The following is a 2,424-nucleotide window of genomic DNA, read 5'->3' on the forward strand; positions in this document are numbered from 1 at the left end:
TACAACCGCGCATCAGAACACCCATCTGTCTATGTTGTTGAAGAGAAGAGAGTTTGCTGATCGGGATGCGATCCCGTGGGGTATCTTGGGTTCTGTCGCGCTCGTTCGGCGATAGATTGAGCGGCACTTGTTATCAGCGAGGCGCGGGCGAAGATCCACGGGCCGTCCGATAGCGGATGGATGGCTTCGATCTCGCTTTCAGCGGCCAGCCGGAGCGTCTTGGGCGCAATCTTCAGGAGCTTTGCCGCGTTGCCAAGGTTGAGCCAGGGTTCGATCCCGTCATCGGCGGGCTTGAATCGGGATGTGGTAGTTCGAGCGCATTGATGTGACGCGCTCGCGGGTCCAGCGATTGCCGTTGCCCGTCTTGAGGCCGTTGCGGTTGAGGAGGCCGGCAATCAGATTGTCGCTGGCGATCAGCACCAGTTGACGCACGGCTTGGATAATATCGACGGAAGTGCTGTTGCGCTGTCCGCGCCGGCGCTTCGGCAAGCGCAACTCGCTGTGGGCGCCACCCACCCAATGGACGATGAGAACGATCTCGGAGGCCGCGTCGTCGATATCGGCCACGACCTCATGGACGAGGGTGCGTACAATGCGCTTCTTGAGGCGAGCATCCGTCGTCGGCGCATCCCAGACCGTTTTGAGGTTCGAGGCCAGTACGCCGAGCGAAGCTGGATCAGCAAAGGGTGCGGGCGTGGCCGCATCATGCATGGCGATCTTGCCCTCGACCTCCGTCGCGTGAGCGAGCGCCCTGTTCCAGCGCGCTTCCAGCTCACTCGCCACCAGCCGGTTCGCGGGGTCAGCGGCATCGTATTGCCGGAAGGCCCGGTCGGCGGCATAGCGCGCCGCTTCCAGATCGCGACTGAGAGCATCGCGCATTTGATCCCGTCGTTCCCCGGCTTCCTTGGCGGCAGCGGTTGCAGCGGCGATAGCGCCCGGACCGACGACGCCAAGCAGTGCTTCCTCGATTGCATCATCGACGCGCAATCCGCCGAAGGCGATGCAGTGAGGGCCGCCATTGTCCATCCAGGCGCGGCTGCAGCTGTAGCGCGGGATATGGTGCTGCATGCCGGAGTACCGGAGTGTGAGCTTGCGGCCGCAGCGCTTGCACCGGATCAGACCGGCCAGCAGCGCGTCACCATGCTTGGGTGCGCCGTGATGCCGACCGGTGGGAACGTTGCTGCTGACCATGGTGCGGATCGCCTCGAACCTCTCCCAGCTCACATACCCGTCGTGGGTGTTGGGCTTCAGCGCCAGCCATTCGTTCCGGGACTTGCGGCGGATCTTCACGCTCACACTCCCGGCGCTGTATCCCGCCGCCACAGCCGTCTTACCATAGGCATAGGCGCCGCGTAGACCGGGTTCTCAATGATCCGGTGGATGGCGGAGTAACTCGGTCGCCGCCAGGCTGTGTCGCCGTTGGACTGCTTCACTGGTAGATCGAGATTGTAATCGTGGAGCCAGCAGAGCGCCTGTCGCGCGCTGCCCAGTTCCTCGACCTTGTCGAACACCAGCTTGATCGCTTCCTGGACACGCCGATCCGGATCTTTCTCATAACGGTCGCCGGCCTTCACGAAGCCGACGGGCGCCGCCACAACCAACTTGCCCCGGCGCGCCTTCTCGTACCGGGCCGAGAGCGAGCGTTGGCGCAACAACTCCAGTTCGTACTCGTTGAGGCTGCCCTTGAGCCCGAGCAGCAGGCGGTCGTTGCCGTGCCTCGGCGCATAGATGGTCTCCTGATCGACCAGAACGGTATCAACCACGCGGCACATCTCGATGAGTTGCTGCCAATCCCGGCTGTTGCGGGCGAAGCGCGAGACCTCGCGGGCGCAAACCGCACCAACCTTACCGAGGCAAACCTCCGCTACCATTCGCTCGAAACCGGCGCGTTGCACGCCGCCGGCGGCTGAACGACCGAGATCATCATCGATCACTTCGATCTCTGACCACCCGAGCGCCGTCAGCCGGTCCCGCATGGCGTATTGCAACGCGCTGCTCTCGCGATTGTGCAACACCTGATGTGCCGAGGATTGACGTACGTAAAGAATCGCCTTGCGCGCCAGATGATGAGGCCTGACCTTGTCAGAGATCATGATCGACCCCCTTCGCGGGCAGCGTCGCTGTCATCGCAGCATGGTCGACGATCAACTGCGTCATCAGGCTTGTGAGGGCCGCCCGGGCTTCCGCCGGCAGCTCCAGCCATGCTGGTGCGCCGAGGGCGCCGTTCGACAGGCCGCTCCCGAACAGATCCATCTGCTGCTGCGGCCGTGGTTGTCGATTGTGTCGGTATCCGCTCCCTGGCATTCCCTCTCGCGTGACATGGGTCTCTCCCCGATTCTGGTCGTGAGAGGCTCTGGATGCGCTAGAAAGCAGGGCAGCTGATGGCGTTCGATCCATCAACGCCGGATCGAGAAGCGCAGAAAG

3 protein-coding genes are annotated in these 2,424 nt (G+C 63.1%); all 3 read right to left on the reverse strand.

Annotation, left to right across the window (positions count from 1 at the left end; translation table 11 throughout):
- Positions 1–279: 279 nt before the first annotated feature.
- Positions 280–1,290: a recombinase zinc ribbon domain-containing protein gene (locus tag C7G61_RS46855; RefSeq protein WP_244608781.1), complete on the reverse strand. Its 1,011-nt coding sequence runs from the start codon at positions 1,288–1,290 to the stop codon at positions 280–282.
- A 2-nt stretch (positions 1,291–1,292) separates the two neighbouring features.
- Entirely contained in the window at positions 1,293–2,093 is an 801-nt protein-coding gene (locus C7G61_RS46860) for a recombinase family protein (protein WP_244608782.1), read from the reverse strand.
- Positions 2,083–2,424, reverse strand: a 342-nt coding sequence (locus tag C7G61_RS45740; protein WP_210205931.1) for a hypothetical protein, incomplete at its 5' end; no start/stop codon positions are given. The genes C7G61_RS45740 and C7G61_RS46860, both read right to left, overlap by 11 nt.

Source organism: Bradyrhizobium algeriense, from assembly GCF_003062295.1.
Classification (GTDB): domain Bacteria; phylum Pseudomonadota; class Alphaproteobacteria; order Rhizobiales; family Xanthobacteraceae; genus Bradyrhizobium; species Bradyrhizobium algeriense.